Origin of the sequence: Proteus sp. CD3 (assembly GCF_008808075.1) — a bacterium.
GTDB lineage: Bacteria > Pseudomonadota > Gammaproteobacteria > Enterobacterales > Enterobacteriaceae > Proteus > Proteus appendicitidis.
The window spans coordinates 1,798,683-1,820,105 of the sequence record NZ_CP019686.1 but is presented as its reverse complement, the minus strand read 5'-3'; the positions used below and the strand labels follow the sequence as shown (position 1 = coordinate 1,820,105).

Below are 21,423 nucleotides of genomic sequence, written 5' to 3'. Positions count from 1 at the left end.
ATAAAAGAGAGGGCGGTTTTGACCGCCTTCTTTTTTGTTAATCTAAAAATAAAATATTTAGTGACACACTTCGCATCTTCACAACAGAAAATTGTTTGTGCTGGTAGGATGAGTTAATACTTTGTTAAAAATGAAACATAATATTAACTCAAGAAGTGCGATTAATCAGGAGTACTACTTTGGAAAAAGTCTGGCTTAAACGTTATCCGGCAGATGTTCCGGCTGAAATTGACCCGGACCGTTTCGCATCTCTTGCTGAGATGCTTGAAAACGCTGTCGCAAATTACGCAGATCAACCCGCCTTTATTAATATGGGCGAGGTCATGACTTATCGCAAACTTGAAGAGCGTAGCCGTGCTTTTGCAGCATACCTGCAAAACGGCTTAGGATTAAAAAAAGGTGATCGTGTTGCCTTAATGATGCCTAATTTACTGCAATATCCTATCGCGCTTTTCGGTATTCTTCGTGCAGGCATGGTTGTCGTAAACGTAAATCCACTTTACACACCAAGAGAACTTGAACATCAGTTAAATGACAGTGGTGCAACTGCCATTGTAATCGTCTCTAACTTTGCGCATACACTCGAAAAAATCGTATTTAATACCAGTATTAAACACGTTATTTTAACCCGAATGGGTGATCAACTATCTCGTCCTAAAGCAACATTAGTTGACTTTGTTGTTAAATATATCAAACGATTAGTGCCTAAATATAACTTACCAGATGCAATTTCATTCCGTAGAGCAATGCATTTTGGTTATCGTATGCAATATATCAAACCTGAAATTACAGGAAGTGATTTAGCCTTCTTGCAATACACAGGGGGAACAACAGGTATTGCTAAAGGTGCAATGTTAACGCACCGCAATATGTTGGCAAATCTTGAACAAGCAAAAGCAGCTTATGTACCTGCACTAAATATAGGTAAAGAGCTGGTGGTTACGGCGTTACCGCTGTATCACGTTTTTGCTTTAACCGTAAACTGTCTGCTCTTTATTGAAATTGGTGGTAAAAATTTACTTATTACCAATCCTCGTGATGTGAAAGGGACAATTAAAGAACTAGGACGTTACCCTGTCACGGCAATTACGGGTGTAAATACTTTATTTAATGCTTGGTTACAAAATCCAGAATTCCGTCAGCTTGATTTCTCCAAATTAAACCTCTCTGTCGGCGGTGGTATGCCTGTTCAAAGTAGTGTTGCGAAAGAGTGGGAAGAGCTAACGGGCAAGCACTTGTTAGAAGGTTATGGTTTGACTGAATGTTCTCCTTTAGTCACGGGTAACCCTTATAATCTGAAAAAATACAGTGGCAGTATTGGATTGCCTGTACCTTCAACAGACGTTAAGTTTATCGATGATGAAGGTAACGAAGTTGACCGCACTGTAGGCGGTGAATTGTGGGTTCGTGGCCCTCAAGTCATGAAAGGTTATTGGAATCGCCCTGATGCAACTGATGAAGTCTTACATGATGGTTGGGTTGCAACTGGTGATATTGCCACAATGGATGACGAAGGCTTTATTCGCATCATTGACCGCAAAAAAGATATGATCTTAGTTTCAGGCTTTAATGTATATCCTAATGAAGTCGAAGAGGTTGTTACGGCGCATCCTAAGGTTTTAGAATCGGCTGCGATTGGCGTACCAAGCAAAAACTCAGGTGAAACAGTTAAAGTTTTCATTGTGAAAAAAGATCCATCATTAACAGAAGATGAAATAAAAACACACTGTCGTCGTTACCTAACAGGTTATAAAGTACCTAAAATTATTGAGTTTCGCGATGAATTACCAAAATCAAATGTTGGTAAAATTTTACGCAGAGAGTTAAGAAATGAAGAAAAAGGGTTGAAAACCTCAACTGAATCTTGATACAACACTCAATAACCTTTTTCAATTTCGCCGGTTTATACCGGCGTTTTTGTGATTACATAAAAAGTCATTAGACATAAAAACAAGAGAAACCTGTTTTGAATTATCAATTGATTACGACAGACACTGCACTAGATACCGCCTGTAAAGCCGCTTCAGAGGCTTCACAAATAGCTTTAGATACAGAGTTTGTCCGCATACGTACCTATTACCCACATCTTGGTTTGATCCAGATGTATGACGGTAAACAGATCTCTCTTATTGATCCGTTAGCAATTAAGGATTGGACGCCTTTTGTTGAACTATTAACAAACCCAGAAATTATGAAGTTTCTTCATGCAGGGAGTGAAGATCTCGAAGTCTTTTCTCACCAGTTTGGCTGTGTTCCAACACCTATGATTGACACTCAAGTGGTTGCTGCATTCTTAGGGCATCCCATCTCTTGTGGCTTTGCGACATTAGTTGAGAAATATGAAAATGTTGCACTAGATAAAAGTGAATCCCGAACAGATTGGTTAGCGCGTCCTTTAACTGAAAAACAGTGCCAATATGCCAGTGGTGATGTTTTCTATTTGCTACCTTTAGCTGAAAAATTAATTAAAGAGGCGGAAGAAGCAGGCTATATGGATGCAATTGCAGATGAATGCAACATGATTGCAGAACGTCGGCAAGAAACGGTTGTACCAGAGCTTGCCTATCGTGATATTAGCAATGCATGGCAATTAAAAGGTCAGCAACTAGCATGCTTACAAATGCTTGCTCAGTGGCGTTTAAATCAAGCTAAATCTCGTGATATGGCATTAAACTTTGTTGTAAGAGAAGAACATTTATGGTCTGTTGCGCGTTATCTTCCTTCATCATTGGCAGAACTCGATGCATTATCGCTTTCAGGGCAAGAGATCCGTTGCCATGGTCGTCGTTTATTAGATTTTGTTGTTAAAGCAAAAGAAATTAAAGATGAAGATTGCCCAGAGCCTATTGGTAATTTAATTGAACAACCAAACTATAAAAAAGCGTTTAAAGCAATCAAATCGGTTATTCAAGAAATTAGTGAAGACAAGCGTTATAACCCTGAATTATTAGCTTCAAGAAGACAAATAAATCAATTATTGAGTGTTCATTGGAAAATAAAAGAAGGGCAACCTGAACTGACTTCGCGCTGGCGTAAAGCATTATTAGAAGAGAAAGTGACAGAGATCCTTGCGCAATATCCATAGCTTCACGCATTGTTTATTTTCTAATCTCTTATATCCAAAATAAGATGGATTATTAGTTCGATAAATAAACAAAATAAAGCATGACGAATAGGAGTCTCTTTTGAGGCTCTTATTTTTTGCACACAAAAAACACCTAGAAAAGGTGAAGGCTATAAATAGGTTAAATAAAATTTTAGTAAATATAGATGTTATTACGAAATAACTTGCCTCCTTTGACTTATCACCAATGATTAAAATAGCAACGAGATATAGCGCTATTTGCGCATTCAGGTGCATTCAATTTGTATATAATTAAACACAGAGCCAATCAAATTAATTATAGTTCATGGCTGGCTCTGTGAATAATGACTTATATAAAGCGTAAAATATGATTTACTTTGTAGGTTCTTCACTCTCAGGTAAAGTCACATTTAGCTCTAATACCGAGATATCATCACCTTTTTGTTCAAATTGAACAGAAAGCATTTCTGGATCTATCTGCACATATTTGCAGATGACGCCTAATAAATCTCTTTTCATATCAGGTAAATAAGCTGGCTCGCTATCACCACGGCGGCGTTCTGCTACGATAATTTGTAGACGCTCCTTGGCAATATTAGCTGTTGACTTTTTACGCGACAGGAAAAAATCTAGTAAAGCCATCTTTTACCCCCCAAAAAGGCGTTTCAGAAAGCCTTTTTTCTCTTCTTCAATAAAACGGAATGGATGTTCTTCACCTAACAAACGATTTACTGTATCTGAATAGGCTTTACCTGCATCAGATTCGCCATCTAAAATAACAGGTTCACCTTGGTTAGATGAACGTAAAACAGATTGATCTTCTGGAATAACACCCAATAGTGGAATGCATAGAATTTCAAGGACATCTTCCATACTTAACATGTCACCACGGTTAACACGACCTGGATTATAACGAGTTAATAGCAGATGTTCTTTAATTGGATCTTCACCACGTTCAGCACGACGTGACTTAGAGGCAAGAATACCTAAAATACGGTCGGAGTCACGTACAGATGATACTTCTGGGTTTGTTGTGATAATGGCTTCATCTGCGAAGTAAAGAGCCATTAATGCACCACTTTCAATACCTGCAGGTGAGTCACAGATAATAAAATCAAAACCCATTTCATCAAGTTCATCTAATACTTGTTCGACACCATCACGGGTGAGCGCGTCTTTATCTCTTGTTTGTGACGCAGGGAGAATAAACAGATTTTCTGTACGCTTATCTTTAATCAATGCTTGATTTAAAGATGCATCGCCCTGAATAACGTTAACAAAATCATAAACAACTCTACGTTCACAACCCATGATAAGGTCTAAATTACGTAACCCAATATCAAAGTCGATAACAACCGTCTTATGACCTTTTTGAGCGAGGCCGGTAGAAATGGCCGCGCTGGAAGTTGTTTTACCAACCCCACCTTTACCTGACGTAACAACAATAATGCGTGCCATGGAGTGATTCCTTGTCGATGCTCTAAATTAAGTTCTCGATTGTTAATTCATTCTCTTGCAGACTCAGTTGTACTGATTTACCAACAAAGTCTGTAGGAATTTGGTCGCTTAGCCAATATTGACCAGCAATAGAAACAAGTTCAGCAGACAGATGTGTACAAAAAATATGGCTCTCTTTATCACCCGATGCTCCTGCCAGCACACGTCCACGCAATACACCGTAGACATGAACATTACCATCAGCAATTAATTCAGCACCTGCACTTACATTGCTGATAACGACTAAATCGCTATTTTGAGCATAAACACGCTGACCTGAACGAACAGGAGTGTGGATGATTTTTGTTTTTTGACGAACAACTGTCGGTGCTTCATTCGTTTTATCGTTATTTGCCTGAGTGCTTGGCTTAACTATTTTACCTTCATTTAAGATAGGTAACTGTGCGGCAATTATCGCTTCTTTCTGTTGAGCGTTTGAACTACCACTAATTCCCACGACGCGTAAGCCAGCATCTTCTACAATTCGCCTCAGTTTTTTAAAATCAATATTTTCATCTGCTAAAGCAGAGACATTGATAACCACAGGTGCGTTTTTCAGAAATTGAGGCGCTTGTGCAATTTTTTCTGAAATCGCCTGACGAATAACTTTCGGTGTTCCATCGTTTAAATGGAGTACTGAAAGGGTAAAATTACTGCCTTTTAACTCAATGGGCGTGTTTGACATCTATCTGACTCAGTAAATTTTTTATAATCTGGCACAAAAAACCAGAGACGATATTACGAAAGTATATAAGCATGTTATATTTACTAAAATATTCAGGCAAGTCGCTTATTTTAATAATTAGAGTTTAATGAAAATGATTTGTGCAATTTACCGTAGTACCAAACGTGATCAAACTTATTTATACATCGAAAAAAAGGATGATTTCTCTCGAATTCCGGACGAATTATTACAAAGTTTTGGCGAACCACAGTTTTCAATGTTGCTTAATCTCGCGGATAGACAGCGTTTAGCGCATGCTGACATTGAAAAAGTCAAAAAAGCATTAGTTGAGCAGGGTTTTTACTTACAAGTTCCGCCACCTGTCGAAAGTATGTTAAATGCTTATTTAGATGAATTAAAAAAATCAGAAAAAACTGAATAAATCATCGAGATAAAAGGAGCATAAATGTTCAAATATTCATTCATCGCTGTGATTGTTTCCGGTTTAATGTTATCTGCGTGTACAAATGGACAACAAAAGTTGGCTGAAAGGCAAATTACTGCACCAGAGGCAACGGCAGTTGAAACACAAAAAACACCTCGATGGAAGCAAGTGAATGTTGCATCGTTAGAACAAGCGTTTCCTAAAGAAACTCGTACTTCTGCACAATTTCCTGCTTATGTTGACGCGTTAAAGTTAAAAGCAGCTCAATTGGGATATAAACAAGAAACAATAGATTTTGCTTTTTCAGAAGCACATTTTATTGAACGAGTTATTAAATCAGACCGTAATCAACCGGAAAAGAAAATAACACTCGATGTTTATTTACCACGCATTGTTACCAATGGCCGTTTAAACCAAGGTGCTAAGCTTTACCAAGAGAATCAAGATACCCTAGAACAAATCAGCAATAAATATGGTGTACCTGCAAACTATATTGTTGCGTTATGGGGACTTGAGAGTGGCTTTGGTAAGGTGCAAGGCAAAGAAGATGTTGTCTCTGCACTTGCAACGCTTGCGTTTGAAGGGCGTCGAGAAGAACTCTTTGCGCGTCAATTAATGGCAGCATTAGAGATTATTGAAGAAGGGCACATCCCTCAAGGACAACGCCTCAAAGGCTCTTGGGCGGGCGCTATGGGACAAACTCAGTTTATGCCATCTTCCTTCCTAACTTATGCCGCAGATGGCAATGGCGATGGGAAAATCGATATTTGGAATACTCAAGAAGACGCATTTGCTTCGGCAGCTAACTATTTAGCGACTGAAGGTTGGAGAAGTGGACTTCCTTGGGGAGAACAGGTTACTTTATCGGTAGATTTTAACCAACAGCTTGAAGGCATTAAGACCGAACAGAAAAAAACGGTCGCTCAATGGAAAGCATTGGGTGTTCAATTACCAGTCAATAGCCAATTGAACGATGATATGCCGGTATGGTTAATTATTCCTGATGATGATTTGCACAGAAGCTATTTAGTAACACAGAACTTCCGTACGATTATGCATTGGAACAGCTCTTACTTTTTTGCTCTCAGCATTGTCACAATGGCTGATGGCGTTGCTAATAAAATAAATTCACTGCCTAACGCGAGCTAATTGCATTTTTACAGTGAAATAAAACACAGCAATTTACCTAAAAGGAACACATTATGTATCAACATCGTGATTGGGAAGGTGCGTTACTTGATTTTCCTGTCAATAAAGTGATTTGTGTTGGGAGTAACTATGCTAATCACATTAAAGAGATGGGGTCCGTTCGCTCCGAAGAGCCTGTGATTTTTATCAAACCAGAAACAGCTATGTGTGATATTCGCCAACCTATTGCTATCCCTAAAGATATGGGAGCGGTTCATCACGAAATTGAATTAGCAGTACTTATTGGTCAGCCACTTAAGCAAGCTAATGAAGATAGAGTTGATCGTGCAATTGCGGGTTTCGGTCTTGGTCTTGATCTCACATTACGTGATTTACAAGGTAAATTGAAAAAAGCAGGGCAACCATGGGAAAAAAGTAAAGCGTTCGATGGCTCTGCGCCATTATCAGGTTTTATCCCGGTCAATTCATTTGGCGACCCGCAAAATGCGGATTTAATGTTACGTGTTAATGACGAGATTCGTCAGCAGGGTAACAGTCGTGATATGCTAACTCCTGTTTTACCCCTTATCAGCTATATGTCTCGCTTTTTTACCCTACGTCCTGGTGATGTGATTTTAACGGGGACACCTGAAGGTGTTGGTCCTCTAGAATCAGGTGATATGTTGGTATTAAGTGTTAATGAGCATCAGCTGACAACGCGGGTTATTTAATTCGTATTAGATGAGCAATAAGGTAATAACGTAGAGATGACACAGGCTTTTTGGCAGACTAAAACATTAGATGAAATGAGTGATGATGAGTGGGAATCGCTCTGTGACGGGTGTGGGCAGTGTTGTTTACACAAGTTAATGGATGATGATACTGATGAGATATATTTTACCAATGTCGCTTGTAATCAGCTAAATATTAAAACTTGCCAATGCAGTAATTACGAAGATCGTTTCCGTTATGAGCCAGATTGTATCAAGCTTACACGGTATAATTTACCGACATTTGAGTGGCTACCAATGACGTGTGCATATCGCCTGTTAGCAGAAGGCAAAACGTTACAAAATTGGCATCCACTTATTGCGGGTAATAAATCAAAAATGCACCAAGGCAATATTTCTGTAAGATATATTGCGGTGCCAGAAACGGAAGTTGAAGATTGGGAAGATCATATTCTTAATCGTCCCAAAGGACGTGGTTAATTTCTTATTTTCATTAAAAAGCGCCTTTATAGGCGCTTTTTGTTAAGGGATCTAAGTCATGACAATAGATATTGCTGGGCTGATTGCTCAATTAGGAAAGAAATATCAAGATGTTTACGATAAAAATTTAATTCCTTATAAGTCCAAACCCAAAAATGGTAGTTTGGCGATGAAAAAAGAATCTCTTCACTTATATTTTGAGCCGTATGGTGTTGGTTTAAGTGAAATTACACTGACGCTATTTGATAAAAAAACAAATCAATTTCATTTTCCCCATGCACTTCCTTTCGGATTACAGCCATTAATGACGCAAGAGTGGCTACATGCTCATTATGGAAAACCGATCCGCTTTGCTAAAAAGAAAATTGTGATGTCACTTCATTTAGGTGAAGCAGAAGTCTTTGAATTACCCAATAATAATCAGGTTATTTTTATCGCCAGATATCCTTATGTTGGTGAGAATGTGGTGATTTCGCTTACCTTTGAATTACGCGAAAATTTAGAAAAACGATGGGATGTTAACTATACAGGTTGATATTATATCAAGAATAAAAAATCCCTTATTTAATGCCAACAAGAGAAAAAGTTTTCATCAAAAAATATTTTTAAGAAAAATTATTGACGAAATGGGAAATGTAGGACATGATTATTTCCATGGTGGGAGATTTGAATTTCACCAACTAGATGAATAAATGCCTCGCTTATGCGGGGTTTTTTGCATTCTAGCGCTGTGAAAACTCCCGCCATATTTTGTAGCAAAATTCTGAGTCATATTCAGTTATTAAAAAGCACATCAATATTAAATTGATGCGTTTTTTATCGTTTATTACCAGAATTCATTAAAAAAGAGAGGAATGGATTTTCTCTTATCTAAAACATTAAAACTCGCTTCGGCGAGTTTTTTTGTTTCTTCATTTTATAAAAAGGAATTTTATATGAAACGTATTATCCCAATTGTTTTATCACTGCTTATGGTTTCAACTAGCTATGCCAATTCAGAGGTGACAGTAGAACCAGATCTTGTTACTCAACCATCTGCTGTTGCGCGTGATACTTCAATGCGTGCAATGAATGATGAAAACTGTGGTATTGGTTGTCCATTAGGCGGTAGTGAAACCACTATTCAACGCGATGTTTATACATTAAATAATAATAGCGAAACCAAGTTTGCAGACTGGGTGGCTTATTTAGTGACTAAAGACAGCATTGGCAGTGGTAAAGCGCGTAACTGGAAAAAAGATCCGGCTTTAGGCAATGATGAAACCTTATCGCCAACGGATTACAAAAATGCCAATGCCACATTAAAAGTTGACCGTGGTCATCAAGCACCTTTAGCTTCATTAGCTGCATTACCTGGTTGGAATGCGCTTAACTATCTTTCTAATATCACCCCACAAAAAGCAGATTTAAACCAAGGTGCGTGGGTGCGATTAGAAGATCAAGAACGTAATTTGGCAAATGAGGGGCATAAAGTCTTTACAGTTACAGGTCCTATCTATGAAAGAGATATGGGTAAATTGCCAAATACAGATAAAGAACACACAATTCCAAGTGCTTATTTTAAAGTGATTTTTCTAAATGATTCACCAGAAAACGCCTCTTATGCAGCGTTTATTATGGATCAACAAACACCGAAAAAAGCAAATTTCTGTGAATTCCAAGTAACAGCGGCAGAAGTGGAAGCTCGTACAGGTTTAACACTCTGGAGTCAGCTACCTGAAAGTGCTCAAGATGTGAAATTGCAATCTGGTGAGTTAGTTAAAAAGATGGGATGTACGGTATTAAAATAAGATTTTAAACCGATTTCTTAGTCAGTAATAAAAAAGGTCACTCAATTGAGTGACCTTTATCAACTTTTATCAACCTTTATCAACCTTTATCAATATAGTTAAATCGCTATAGCTGGGGGTTTTCAAAATTAATAAGCTGGTGGCGCTGATTAAAAAACTTCTTATAGGTTAAATAGCAAGCAATAATGGTTGAGATGCTGGCGGTTGCCATCAACATAAAAGTCACCATAATTTGATATTTAACGGCTTGTAGTGGATCAACACCGGCAAAAATAAGCCCTGACATCATGCCTGGTAAACTCACAATACCCACTGTTTTTGCTGCATCAACAGTTGGGATCAATGAAGATTTAATGCTATCTCGAATTATACTCATTGAGGCCAATTTAGGTGTTGCACCAAGGCTTAGCATCTCTTGCAATTGCTGTTGTTGATTTTGAAAACGCTGACCCAAATTATTATAACAAAGCCCGGTTGCTATCATTGCATTACCGGCAATCATCCCCGTAATAGGAATAATTTGAATTGGCGTAAAAGCAATGGAATTGGTGAGTAATAAAATAGTTAAAGTTAATAATGCCCCAGTTGTAATAGCAGTAAAAGAGATCAGAAAAATATCTTTAACGTATTTACTCCGCTTTTTGGCATTATGAGCTGCGTTATAGCAGATAAATAACACCATTAAGAAGGTGAGAATAAAATGGTCAACATGGAAAATATAGGTCAAGACATAGCCAACAATTAATAGTTGAACAATGGCTCTTGCTGTACTCCAAATAATATCTTTTTCTAAAGCTAGTTTTTCTTTGCGACTAATAAAAATAGCCACGAGAACTAATAAAAGCGAGAAAATCAGAGATTCATTGCTTATCGTATGTTCGTTCATAGTATTATGTTCGCTCATAACAAAAGGGTGACTGATAAAGAAATAAAAGATCAGGCATTATTGTGAGAAGGTAATAAGATCACATCATCAGCATGTTTTATTTCATTTTGATCGTGAGTAACCCACAACACGGCAATGTTTTGATCTTTAACATAGTGATGAATAACATCATTCACTTTTGTTTTATTATCTTCATCTAATGCACTTGTTATCTCATCAAGTAATAAGATTTTTGGCATAAACTGCAGATTTCTTATCAGTGAAATACGCTGTTTTTCACCGCCAGAAAGTTCATTAATTCCTTTTTTCATAATGGATTCTGGTAAACAAAAATAATCCAAATCATGTATCAGTTTCTTATCATCCACTGAGAGTTTTCGTAAGAAATAAGGAAATTTAAGGTTATCGTAAACAGTTTCACCAAATAACATTGGTGTTTGAGTGCAATAAGAAACTTGTTGACGATATTCTTCGGGCGACAGCGTCAAATAATCTTTATTTTCAAAGAAAATTGAACCCTTAGTCGGTGACAATAGAGAAGCAATAATTTTGAGTAAGGTACTTTTACCACAACCTGAAGACCCTGTGATAAGTTTAAATTCAGAAGGTTGAAGTTCAAAATTGATATCATCAAGGATGGTTTTGTTATCGACTCGATAACTTATTTTATCAAGACGTAAAAGTGCAGTCGTGCTTTCCATTCTTATCCCAAACTTAAAAGAGTGAATAATAATTATTATACAGAATTAACGATATAAAGATCCTGCTTTAAATCAGTTAGTAAGCAAATTTATTACTATTTAAGTATAGGATAATAAGAATGCGACCCAATAAAAAAGATAAAATTATTTCGCATATTGAGAGTACCAATGCTGTATATCATGGATTATTTCATTCGTTAAACGCTCGCCTTGTTCATTATAAAATCCATGATCTAACTTATTGTATTTAATGAATTTCACATTAGGCTGATTGATATCTTGGCTTAGCTGATAAAATGCATCGACATTTACATTGGTGTCATTAAGTGTCTGAATAATTAATACAGGGGTGTGGTAATTACTTTTAATGACTTTAAGTAAATCGATAGTAAAAAATTGTTGCCACCATATTTTACTGTGTTCGCTTATAAATTGTTCATCATCTATTTGATTGTTTTTTATTGCGTCAGCAAATTGCTGAAAGCCATTTAGAGCATCTTCAACATGTTCTTTCGGTGTGGTATGACGGATATTATAAAGAACATCATCAAGAAAAAAACGCCCCCCGCCATTTAGCGCAATAGCAGCTTTAATATCATTACGCTTAGTGACCACTAAATGCACCATCGTGGCACCTTCACTGCCACCAATTAAAATAATATTCGGATACTGTGAGGATAATTTATCTAACACCGCCTCATAGTCTTCAGTTCGTTGCTTGGGATTATCATGACGTTTATAGCTTTCAGGGCAATCAACACGTTCACCTTCATATTGTGAATAAGGTAAGAGGGCAGTAATGCCATATTTTTCCACCATTAAAACATCACTATTTGGTAACCACTGACCAAAAGTTTCTTGGATAAACATATTATTTTTAATGCTGTTACAGTCAGAGCCTTGCATTAACACTAATAGAGTTTGATTTTCTTCAGCTCGTTTATCCAAGTAATAGCTAATTTCACTACCATCTTTTCGTGGGAGTAGATGTGTCGATATTTCTGCATAACTTGCAAAAGAAGGAAGCAAAATAATAAAGAGTAAAAATAGACGTGAAATGCGCATGATCACCTGATTTATTTTTGTCGGGAGGTAATAAGAAATTTTATTTTAATAATAAGTAAACAGCTAATTTAGTGAGTTATTGTACAGAAACAAGCGATGAAAAATTTATCGTACAGATAATTGCGATAAAATTAATCTACACTGAATAAAATAGCCTGAAAACTCAGGCTATTTTAGGATCATTAATGAATGGGAACGAAATAATCAATTTCTAAAGTTTTTGGTAATTCCATTAAATCAACATCCGTTTCTATACTGACATATCTTTCAATATCAGCCCCTGAGCGGCGGCATAAACCTAATGCAGGTAGCGTATAAAAATAAATTTTCATTGCAAACTGCTTATATTCTTCCAGCGTTCCTTTAAATTGGAATCTGACATAACGTCCTGCCTCAATCATTCTTTTTCTAAAACCACTGGTTTTTGTAAAATGATCTAAGCTATTTAGTCCAATTTCATAATCAATCTGGATTTTATTTTTACGTAATGTATTGGGTTGGTATGAGATAAGCACTGTACTTTCTGTAAAGTTTTTATCCGTATACAGTAAAAAATCATTCCAAAATTGGTGACGAATATCTTCATGTAATTTGCCGATATCTTCGATAGAGCAAAAATACTGATATTGCATCCCATAAACATAACTTTCAGGTAATTCCATAATTTTAGGAATAGGTAAATCAACAACATCAAAATTGATAGGGGGCTGAAAGTTATCACCACAAAGATTATCAAGTTTACGATATTCCGTAGGTGTTACACCAAATGTGGCTTTAAAACGACGAGTAAATGATTGCTGAGAGTCAAACTGATAACGCAGTGCTACAGTCAGAATGGGTAATTTAGTTAAACGTAATTCTGTTGCCGCTTTTGTTAAGCGCCTTCCTCGAATATACGAAGCCAGTGTTAACCCTGTTGCTTGCTTAAATACACGTTGTAAGTGCCACTTTGTATAACCGGATTTAATTGCCACATCATCAAGTAACAACGGTTTTTCCAGATTCACCTCAATCCAGAGAAGGAGTTCTTTGATAATTTCTATATTAAATGAGGATAAGGTATTGGAGGGGATAAGCCCATTGTACTGAGATGACATGATAATTTCCTGAAAATATTTTGTTCAGTTTACACAAAACTGATACCCATATATTATTACATACTTATGGTATGTTTTAAGGGTTTTATCATGAAAATAAAATCACGGCAACAAGAGAATTCAGAGCAAACACGCGCTGCGTTACGTGAAGCGGCACAAGAACTATTTATAAATCAGAACTATTGTGATGTTTCCGTTGATGAAATATCACGTCATGCAAGAGTTACCAAAGGGGCTTTTTATCACCACTTTAGTAATAAGAAAGCGCTATTAAAAGAGTGCTATCTTTTTCAGGTTGATAAAGTTGTCGAGAAACTGGTTCAAATTCCTACTTATGATGATCAGTGGCAAGAGTTAGAAGCTATTTTTAGTCTCTGTGTTGATCATATTTATCAACATAAAGATAAGCTTATTCCCTTACAAGAAATAATTTCTGTTCTGGGTTGGAAGGAATGGGATGAAATTGATTCACAAATTCTTATCCCTAGAATTAGAAAATGTGTAGATACTCTTTATGATAAACAAGAAATTTGCACTTATTCTCCTGATATTGTTGTGAATTTAGTTTATGGATTTGTCACGCATATTGCGATTAATTTAAAAAATGAAGCGACATTACCTGAAAATGCTTGTAAGGATTTTAAAAAGATATTTTCTGATTTTTTAATGGGAATAAAACAATCTTCAATAAGTGCAAAAGACCATAAATAGCACAAAAATCATGATAGATGTAATGTACATTGGATAAAAATAAATAGAGTAAAGGATCAGAATATTATGGTAATAGAAATGCCTAAAAGTCATTTCACCGCAACGGGCATTGTATTCAATGAGCAGGGCAAATTCCTTCTCCATTTACATTCTAAAATAGGTTGTTGGTTACCACCAGGTGGTCATATAGAAGAAAATGAAGAGCCACAAAATGCCGTATTAAGAGAAATAGAAGAAGAAACAGGTTTACTGTGTGAGTGCCTTTGCTATCAACCTGAATTTAGTCTTAACCTAAATAACAATGATGTTATTGAGCTTGTAAAACCTCTCGCCATTTTAAAAGAACCCATCCACGATAAAAAACAAGGATTTCATTATCACATCGATATGATTTATCTTTGTAAACCGTTAAAAAATAGCCAATTAACAAATAAATCTTTCCAATGGTTTTCTTTGGAAGAAGTTAAAAAAATAGAAACACCATTAAATGTGATAAGACTTATTGAACTAACCGAAAGACTATTAATAGAAAAAATTATTTAAATTTCTTAATAAAGCTAAATTACTCATAATAAATAAACAATAAAAGCAGTTTTTGGAAACTGCTTTATTTTTATTGGAAATAAAACACTTTTAAAACTCACTATAAATTAATCTCAAAATTAAATAAATTAATGTTAATAGGTAAACATACCTATTAAAACTTAAGATGAAAATGTATAAATAAAATCACAAAAACTAAAAAATAATTAATAAATTATCTTTTTCTGAGTAAAATCACCTTCATTGCGGGATATTATATAGTTAATTTGTATCTTGGTGGCTAAAACAATCGTTTATTTCATAAATGAAAAATGGTTTTCACTACACTCTAAAGTTTTCCCTCATTATTACCGACATTATAAACAAAGGTAGATCCTACGTGCCTTTATATTCTAATGAATAAATCTTAGCCTTATTTTATTGACACCAGGGAATATGCTCTTTATCAGAGAAAGAGTGCATTCTGATATCTTACAAATGTACAGATAACAAACTCTGTATATTTTGATGGAATATGACCATGTTTAAAAATATCAGTATAGAAAAGACCGTTAAGGTCATGCTGGCCATTTTATTTGCGTTGATTATGAGCATTATTTATTTTAGTTATGATGCTTCCACTCGATCCTACAATAATTTCGTTTCATCAAATAGCCTAAGTCAGCAAATGCTACTTATGGGTAAAGCGCGATATCAAATGGCGGTGATCAGGGCAAATATTAATGGGTTAGATGGACAATTACGCGTTAATGAAAAACCCTCAGCAAAATACTTTCACCAAACTGCGGAATATATTGAAATAACGCGTGAAGAGATCCATCGTTGGTCAGATACGGAAAAACTCACCCAAGAAGGGCGAGAATTGGCCGATGATATGACAAAGCGGTTTGATGAACTGCTGGATATCTTCACTGGCGCACTAGATAGACTGCGTAAAGGTGAGCTAACAACACACTCTGCCAGTGTTAAAATGGATGAGCTAAATGATATTACTATGCAATATTATGCTGTTGCTAATGGCATTGAGAATAGCTATATCGATATTGCAAAAACATCCCAAGAACGCTTGATGTTAGTGTCGATTTCTACTGGCACTATCGTTATTCTCTTATTTATCTTCATATTACGTTGGTTCTCTCATACGTTTATTGGCAATATTAAAATCTTAATCAATATCTTTACTAAGATGAGCCAAGGCGATTTAAGTATGCGTGTAGAGAATCACGGTACTAATGAATTTGGTCAGTTATTCAATGAAATGAATAAGATGAAAAATTCATTAAGCCATATGATCTCTTCCGTAAAAAATGCCGTTAATACTATCAGTGTTAGTGCAAGTGAAATCGCGACAGGAAATACCGATTTATCTTCCCGTACTGAGGAGCAAGCGAGCGCATTACAAGAAACTGTTGCGAGCATGGAGCAAATTAAAACAACGGTTGAGAAAAATGCGGATAACTCGCGCGAGGCCAGCAAATTAGCTCTAACAGCAACGGCATCTGCTCAAAATGGCGAAAATGTGATGGATAGCGTGGTCGAAACCATGTCTTCAATCTCTGAAAGTGCGAAAAAAATTGCAGATATCAATGACATTATTAACAGCATTGCCAATCAAACGAATATTTTGTCATTGAATGCGGCTGTTGAAGCGGCAAGAGCGGGTGAGCAAGGTAGAGGATTTACCGTTGTTGCGTCTGAAGTGCGTAATTTAGCGAGTCGTAGTGCTGAAGCCGCAAAAGAGATCAATGACTTGATTACGCACTCTGTTAATAAAGTGCATGTAGGTTCGCAACAGGTTGCTCAAGCTGGACGTTCGATGTCAGAGATCGTTACAACTATTAATCAGGTAAATGATTTCATGCAACAGATTGCCCTTGCTTCTAATGAACAAAGCATGGGGATTAACCAAATCGCATTAGCTGTCAGTGAAATGGACACCGTGACTCAGCAAAATGCAGCATTGGTTGAAGAATCAGCAGCTATTACAGCAAATATGGATGATGAAGCTCATCAATTAGCTAAATTGGTTTCACAATTTAAAGTAGATGAAGAGAACGAAACCCTCTCACGTTTCGATTCAACGAAATCAACAGCAGCTATTGATACTCAAGAAAAATAAGTGTTGTATCAACGATAAATAAAAGAAGCCCCCTTGGCTAATCTAGGCGAAGGGGGCTTTTTATGATATTTGCTCTTAATGCTTAGAATTAAGCTTTGATCTGATTAACGCACTCATTGCCTGAAGCAATCTCTTGAATGTTGTGCAGGGTTGTTTCACTAATACTGATTAAGGCTTCTTCTGTTAAGAATGCTTGATGCCCAGTAAACAACACGTTATGACAAGAAGAAAGACGACGGAAAATATCATCTTGAATAACGTCATTTGATTTATCTTCAAAGAAAAGATCGCGTTCATTTTCATAAACGTCCATTCCCAGCGCACCAATTTTACCTTGCTTCAACGCATTAATTGCAGCTGCAGAGTCAATTAATGCACCACGGCTGGTGTTAATAATCATCACACCATCTTTCATTTGTGAAAAAGCAGCTTCATTTAATAGATAATGATTATTTGCTGTTAATGGGCAATGTAATGAAATTACATCAGAATTTGCATAAATTGTCGCCAAATCAACATATTCGGCACCTAAATCAAGTACGGCTTGATTTGGATAAGGATCATAAGCAAGTAACTTCATGCCAAAGCCTTTTAATATGCGTAATGTCGCTAATCCTATTTTACCTGTACCAATAATACCGGCAGTGCGATTATGCATATTAAAGCCAGTTAAGCCTTCTAATGAGAAGTTAGCATCACGAGTACGTTGATAAGCTCTGTGTATACGACGATTAAGTGACAGCATCATACCAACAGTATGCTCGGCAATAGCCTCTGGCGAGTAAGCAGGAACACGGACAACCGTTATGCCTAATTCAGCAGCAGCTTCTAAATCAACATTATTAAAGCCCGCGCAGCGTAATGCGAGAATGCGTATATTAAGGCTAGCAAGCTCTTGCAAAACTGCACGGTTTGCATCGTCATTGACGAAAATACAGACAGCATCAGCGCCAACGGCATTTTTTGCGGTTTGTTTTGTTAAATTAAAATCGAAATATTCAATATCATAATGATATCCATTATGTTGATTGACCCATTCCATGTGCTTACGATCATAATGTTTAGTACTATAGGAAACGATTTTCATCCAGTTTTCTCGGCTCTAGATTAAATTTTTATTCAGAGGCTGGAAAAACAAGAATTATCCAACCCCAAGAAGAAAGAAATTAATACTATTATTATAAAACAATTTGACGAGGTAAGTGGATAATTCAGGTTTGTTTAAAAGGAATATGATGTGTTGTTAAGAAAAACAATCAAATGGACAGGGACGATACTATTAGGCACAGGTCTAATAGGCACTGCTTTATGGGTATCTATTCCTCGTTGGCTACCTGTTGTTGCTCATTATTACTTACCTGACGGTGTAACACTTTCTTTATCACAGCCTAAGTTACAGCGTATGGGTGTTTCAATTGAAAACATCGAATTAAAAACAGCGAGTTGCACTTTAGCGTCTCTTGATAACTTTGTTTTCTCCTATCAAAAAGAACAGCTTGATAAGCTGCAATTTAATAGCCAGCAACTTGCCATTGATGAAAAATGTTTTTCAATGATGCCTGTCAGTAAGCAAGAAGAAACGGCAACCGTTCCTCTTGAGATAAATTCACTACTGGCTTCAATACCTCATCTATCAGTCAATATTGACAATGTACTCTTAAAAGAAAATGCTCGCTACCAAGGTACATTACAGCTAAAAACACAAAACAATGGACGATTTATCTCTTATCAAGGAAAAAATGCTCAACTTGGTATTTTTATTAGAGATAATCAGTGGCTTGATATTAAACAGTTTAAAGTGAATTTACCTGATGATAATAATATTGAACTTGCTGCTGAAATAGCACTTCCTCTAGATATAGCGTCATTACCCGAAAAGGGTTCAGTTAATGCAACATTATTAACCTCTCATTATGCTCATCCTTTAGTGTTTATTCTTGAATGGATAGGACAATCTGGCACTATTTCAGTTGCAGAACAAGGAGGTGGTCACGCGTTGGCTTTATTACCGTGGACTGTTACATCTGAAACTATTGCCATTGAGCAAGGTCGTTGGGAATGGTTTGGATTAGATCAACCTTTGCGAGGCGGTGTAAATATTAATATTACCCAATGGCAAAAAGGATTGACTGACTTAAGATTAACAGCACGATTAAACGTGATGACAGAAGGCAAAGCGGGGAAAGGAAATTTAGTAATATCGATCCCTGAAACTGCAGTAAATTGGTTAGATGCTCAAATTCCTATTCAAATCACGGGTATTGTTAATAAAGAATTAATGCAAGCCAGTGCGCAATTACCTGTTAAAGTCACAGGCATGTTGACAGATCCTACTGTTGAATTTCAATCTGGCTCTTTATTTCGTTTTAAAGGACCACTCACTGAAACGCTAACCATCACAGATGCTCGTTTACCTTTAGCGGGAACCACACTTTCATCAAAAGGTTTTAATGGTCGTTTAAATGCGATAGTCGTTGCTCAAGATACTATTTGGGGAGATTACCGTATTCATTTTCAAGGTAAGGCAGTTGATTTTTTACCTGATAATGGGACTTGGCAATGGCGCTATTGGGGGGAAGGAGATTTATTGCCTTTAAAAGCACGTTGGGATATCTCAGGAACGGGCTATTGGGCTGATAAAGTGGTGAGTTTTGAAAAACTCAATACAGGTTTTGATGTTTTAAAATATCAACATACTACGATGACTGCACCTCGATTATCTTTAGAAAGCCCGTTTCAATGGATAAGAGATGAGAAAAAACCAACATTTGGGGGAAAAATAAAATTAACTAGTCAACGTATTGATTTTCCTGCTGGTGGTTTTTTAGATAAGACTGATTTTATTGCCACTATTCGAGGTGAATCACCTTTTAATTTTAATCTAAAAGGCGAATTAAGTGCTAAACCCAATATAGGACCTATTGCAATAAATACGCGTTGGGATGGCGCAAGATTAAGAGGGCAAATGCGTTGGCCTTCACAACCTATTAATGTTTTTCAATCGCTCTTGCCAGAAGATTTAGGGATCACTCTTGATAAAGGTGAACTCTATACACAAGCTGACTTTTCTGTTGCACCAGAACAAGGATTAATAGCAGGAGGGCATCTTGTTGTTAAACAAGGTGGAATGTGGCTTAAAGATGGTGTTTTAGAAGGTTTAGATTTTATTTTGCCTTGGCGTTTAAATGGCAACGAGTGGCAATTAGGCGTTAAACAGCCTGTCCAGCTACGGATAAAGCGTGTTAACAATCTTTTTGATATGACGGATATTACGGCTGATCTTCAAGGTTTTTATCCGGCAACAGAAAATAAACCGTTAGTTTTATCTAATGTGAATGTAGCCATGCTTGATGGAACCATTTCATTGGCAAAACTCACCATTCCACAACATGATGCAGCGATTATTTCTCTTGATAACATTCAATTAAGTCATCTTTTTACTTTGTTAAAAGTGACGCAGTTTGCGGCATCAGGTAAAGTGAGCGGTGAATTTCCATTTTTTATTAATAATAACCAATGGATTATTAAAGATGGTTGGCTGGCTAATTCATCTTATTTAACGTTAAGACTTGATAAGGATTTTGTAGATTCTATTGATGAAAATAATATGTCTGCAGGCGTTGCTATGGCATGGTTGCGCTATTTAGAGATCAGTCGTTCTTGGACGCGCGTTAATTTAAGTAATTTAGGTGAGTTAGTGCTAGAGGCAGAAATTAATGGAACGAATCCTCTAGAAGATAAACGTCGAAAAGTTAATTTAAATTATCGACATGAAGAAAATGTCTTCCAATTATGGCGAAGTTTACGATTTGGTTCACAATTGGAAGAGTGGTTAGAAAAGAGCTTATCAGATTTAGGGAGTGAGTCAGAGTGAAACCATTATTCTTAAGAAAACTATTCTTACTAACAGCTTTGATGATGGGAATATCAGCATTAACAGGATGTATTCGGTTAGAAGTCGCCACGCCGGATAAGCCCATTAACATTAATATGAATGTAAAAATTGAACATGAAATTAATGTAAAAATAGATCGCCAAGTAGAAGATCTGTTAAAAAATAACAGCGCCATTTTTTAAAGGATAAATGATGAATTATAAAAAATATCTCTTAAGTTTTGCGCTAATGATAACTTTAGGTAGTGCAAATGCCATAGCATTAACGCTTGATGAAGCAAGATCACAAGGATTGGTAGGAGAAACCTTTAGTGGTTATATTGAGCTTGTGCAAACTAATAACAAGCAAGCGCAGCAACTTGCAGATGAAATAAATCAAGCAAGAAAAGCAAAATACGCTGAAATTGCTAAGACTAATCAAGTGACACCAGAATCTGTTGCTCGCCTAGCGGGTGAAAAATTAGTGGCGAGAGCTAACGAAGGTGAATTTGTTAAAGGGATCAATGGGAAATGGGTAAAGAAGTAGCTCAATCTTAAGTAGATAGTTAATTCCATTTTATTTATTGTAAAAGCACGATTTATTATCA

The 21,423-nt window shown here is 36.4% G+C and carries 22 protein-coding genes; 14 read left to right on the top strand and 8 right to left on the bottom strand.

The features are described from left to right. The first annotated feature begins 179 nt into the window (after nt 1-179). Together fadD and rnd are read left to right on the top strand one after the other, a co-directional pair. Nucleotides 180-1,868, top strand: a complete 1,689-nt coding sequence (gene fadD / locus BTA34_RS08290; RefSeq protein WP_151435249.1) for a long-chain-fatty-acid--CoA ligase FadD — start codon at nt 180-182, stop codon at nt 1,866-1,868. Between the two features lie 98 nt (nt 1,869-1,966). Next, the gene (gene rnd, locus BTA34_RS08285; RefSeq protein ID WP_151435248.1) at nt 1,967-3,085 is read left to right on the top strand and encodes a ribonuclease D; all 1,119 of its coding nucleotides are present in this window, start codon (nt 1,967-1,969) and stop codon (nt 3,083-3,085) included. A 372-nt stretch (nt 3,086-3,457) separates the two neighbouring features. Here rnd and minE read toward each other — a convergent pair whose 3' ends face one another. The 3 genes from minE to minC are packed head-to-tail and all read right to left on the bottom strand — an operon-like array spanning nt 3,458 to nt 5,267. Then, nucleotides 3,458-3,727 carry a cell division topological specificity factor MinE gene (gene minE / locus BTA34_RS08280; RefSeq protein WP_023582089.1) on the bottom strand — a complete coding sequence of 90 codons (270 nt, stop codon included), beginning with the start codon at nt 3,725-3,727 and terminating at the stop codon, nt 3,458-3,460. A gap of 3 nt (nt 3,728-3,730) precedes the next feature. After that, nucleotides 3,731-4,543, bottom strand: a complete 813-nt coding sequence (minD, locus tag BTA34_RS08275; protein WP_023582090.1) for a septum site-determining protein MinD — start codon at nt 4,541-4,543, stop codon at nt 3,731-3,733. Nucleotides 4,544-4,565: 22 nt separating this feature from the next. Beyond that, complete coding sequence (minC, locus tag BTA34_RS08270; protein ID WP_151435247.1) at nt 4,566-5,267, bottom strand: septum site-determining protein MinC; 702 nt, start codon at nt 5,265-5,267, stop codon at nt 4,566-4,568. A gap of 133 nt (nt 5,268-5,400) precedes the next feature. On the opposite strand from minC, the gene BTA34_RS08265 reads away from it, so the two are divergent. From BTA34_RS08265 to BTA34_RS08240, 6 genes are all read left to right on the top strand, one after another. Next, nucleotides 5,401-5,688 carry a YcgL domain-containing protein gene (locus tag BTA34_RS08265; protein ID WP_069369136.1) on the top strand — a complete coding sequence of 96 codons (288 nt, stop codon included), beginning with the start codon at nt 5,401-5,403 and terminating at the stop codon, nt 5,686-5,688. Between the two features lie 24 nt (nt 5,689-5,712). After that, complete coding sequence (locus BTA34_RS08260) at nt 5,713-6,840, top strand: lytic murein transglycosylase (RefSeq protein ID WP_151435246.1); 1,128 nt, start codon at nt 5,713-5,715, stop codon at nt 6,838-6,840. A gap of 53 nt (nt 6,841-6,893) precedes the next feature. Continuing rightward, nucleotides 6,894-7,550, top strand: coding sequence for a fumarylacetoacetate hydrolase family protein (locus BTA34_RS08255; protein WP_100159367.1), 657 nt, complete (start codon nt 6,894-6,896; stop codon nt 7,548-7,550). A 36-nt stretch (nt 7,551-7,586) separates the two neighbouring features. Then, entirely contained in the window at nt 7,587-8,030 is a 444-nt protein-coding gene (locus BTA34_RS08250) for a YcgN family cysteine cluster protein (protein ID WP_151435245.1), read from the top strand. 58 nt (nt 8,031-8,088) lie between these two features. Continuing rightward, the gene (locus BTA34_RS08245) at nt 8,089-8,565 is read left to right on the top strand and encodes a DUF6392 family protein (protein ID WP_151435244.1); all 477 of its coding nucleotides are present in this window, start codon (nt 8,089-8,091) and stop codon (nt 8,563-8,565) included. 523 nt (nt 8,566-9,088) lie between these two features. After that, complete coding sequence (locus BTA34_RS08240; protein ID WP_265576329.1) at nt 9,089-9,820, top strand: DNA/RNA non-specific endonuclease; 732 nt, start codon at nt 9,089-9,091, stop codon at nt 9,818-9,820. A 106-nt stretch (nt 9,821-9,926) separates the two neighbouring features. On the opposite strand, the gene fetB is transcribed toward BTA34_RS08240, so the two are convergent. The 4 genes from fetB to BTA34_RS18475 all read right to left on the bottom strand — a co-directional run bounded on the left by fetB (nt 9,927) and on the right by BTA34_RS18475 (nt 13,569). After that, nucleotides 9,927-10,706, bottom strand: coding sequence for an iron efflux ABC transporter permease subunit FetB (gene fetB, locus BTA34_RS08235; protein WP_151435242.1), 780 nt, complete (start codon nt 10,704-10,706; stop codon nt 9,927-9,929). Between the two features lie 50 nt (nt 10,707-10,756). Next, the gene (gene fetA / locus BTA34_RS08230; protein WP_151435241.1) at nt 10,757-11,407 is read right to left on the bottom strand and encodes an iron efflux ABC transporter ATP-binding subunit FetA; all 651 of its coding nucleotides are present in this window, start codon (nt 11,405-11,407) and stop codon (nt 10,757-10,759) included. 144 nt (nt 11,408-11,551) lie between these two features. After that, nucleotides 11,552-12,472, bottom strand: coding sequence for an acyl-CoA thioester hydrolase/BAAT C-terminal domain-containing protein (locus BTA34_RS08225; protein ID WP_151435240.1), 921 nt, complete (start codon nt 12,470-12,472; stop codon nt 11,552-11,554). 182 nt (nt 12,473-12,654) lie between these two features. Next, complete coding sequence (locus BTA34_RS18475) at nt 12,655-13,569, bottom strand: helix-turn-helix domain-containing protein (protein WP_151435239.1); 915 nt, start codon at nt 13,567-13,569, stop codon at nt 12,655-12,657. Between the two features lie 90 nt (nt 13,570-13,659). On the opposite strand from BTA34_RS18475, the gene BTA34_RS08215 reads away from it, so the two are divergent. From BTA34_RS08215 to BTA34_RS08205, 3 genes are all read left to right on the top strand, one after another. Further along, complete coding sequence (locus BTA34_RS08215) at nt 13,660-14,280, top strand: TetR family transcriptional regulator (protein ID WP_151435238.1); 621 nt, start codon at nt 13,660-13,662, stop codon at nt 14,278-14,280. Nucleotides 14,281-14,358: 78 nt separating this feature from the next. Beyond that, on the top strand, nt 14,359-14,823 hold the full coding sequence (locus tag BTA34_RS08210) for an NUDIX hydrolase (protein WP_151435237.1): 465 nt from the start codon (nt 14,359-14,361) through the stop codon (nt 14,821-14,823). Nucleotides 14,824-15,343: 520 nt separating this feature from the next. Beyond that, on the top strand, nt 15,344-16,942 hold the full coding sequence (locus tag BTA34_RS08205) for a methyl-accepting chemotaxis protein (RefSeq protein WP_151435236.1): 1,599 nt from the start codon (nt 15,344-15,346) through the stop codon (nt 16,940-16,942). A gap of 88 nt (nt 16,943-17,030) precedes the next feature. On the opposite strand, the gene BTA34_RS08200 is transcribed toward BTA34_RS08205, so the two are convergent. Beyond that, nucleotides 17,031-18,029, bottom strand: coding sequence for a 2-hydroxyacid dehydrogenase (locus tag BTA34_RS08200; RefSeq protein WP_151435235.1), 999 nt, complete (start codon nt 18,027-18,029; stop codon nt 17,031-17,033). 150 nt (nt 18,030-18,179) lie between these two features. Between BTA34_RS08200 and BTA34_RS08195 the strand changes: the two genes are divergently transcribed. The 3 genes from BTA34_RS08195 to BTA34_RS08185 are packed head-to-tail and all read left to right on the top strand — an operon-like array spanning nt 18,180 to nt 21,362. Beyond that, entirely contained in the window at nt 18,180-20,816 is a 2,637-nt protein-coding gene (locus BTA34_RS08195; RefSeq protein ID WP_151435234.1) for a YdbH family protein, read from the top strand. Then, nucleotides 20,813-21,019 carry a YnbE family lipoprotein gene (locus BTA34_RS08190; RefSeq protein WP_100159376.1) on the top strand — a complete coding sequence of 69 codons (207 nt, stop codon included), beginning with the start codon at nt 20,813-20,815 and terminating at the stop codon, nt 21,017-21,019. The genes BTA34_RS08195 and BTA34_RS08190 overlap by 4 nt, the downstream gene beginning before the upstream one ends. 10 nt (nt 21,020-21,029) lie before the next feature. Next, nucleotides 21,030-21,362: a YdbL family protein gene (locus tag BTA34_RS08185; RefSeq protein ID WP_151435233.1), complete on the top strand. Its 333-nt coding sequence runs from the start codon at nt 21,030-21,032 to the stop codon at nt 21,360-21,362. The last annotated feature ends 61 nt before the right edge of the window (nt 21,363-21,423 follow it).